The organism is Bremerella sp. JC817, from assembly GCF_040718835.1.
Lineage (GTDB): Bacteria > Planctomycetota > Planctomycetia > Pirellulales > Pirellulaceae > Bremerella.
Genome location: NZ_JBFEFG010000138.1, coordinates 1 through 421, shown reverse-complemented (window position 1 = coordinate 421; position 421 = coordinate 1). Strand labels below are relative to the sequence as shown.

1 protein-coding gene is annotated in these 421 nt (G+C 61.0%); it reads right to left on the bottom strand.

What is annotated here, in order from left to right; all coding sequences use genetic code 11:
* Positions 1 to 173: 173 nt before the first annotated feature.
* Positions 174 to 421, bottom strand: a 248-nt coding sequence (locus tag AB1L30_RS00650; protein WP_367011419.1) for a hypothetical protein, incomplete at its 5' end; no start/stop codon positions are given.

The window sequence follows — 421 nt, the reverse complement described above, 5'->3', positions numbered from 1 at the left end:
AGAATGATGGCGATGCCGAGAATCCATCGAACGGGGTGCTTCGACCACAACAACGCCGCCCCCGCGCTTGCGAAGGCCACGGCACCGTACATGATCAACGCAACTTTGTTCCACAGCAACGACGACAGCATCTGCTTGCCTCGATCGCCCGGGGATTGGGCGTGGTTCTTTGCTCATCGAGCGTAGTCGAGGTGGACCGACAGGATGTAGAAGGCCAGCGTCACCAGGGCTGAGACGGCCACCAGGGCACTGACCGTGACGAGGAATCCGGCACCACGAAGTGCTCCGATCGGCTGTGCATTCGCATCCTGGGCGATCTCGGGAAATGCGGGTTTCGACGACACGGAGCTGGCCTGGAGTACCCGTTCATAGAGGCGGCCGACCCAGTCGAGCAACTGATCTTCGTCAACCAGGGCCATCC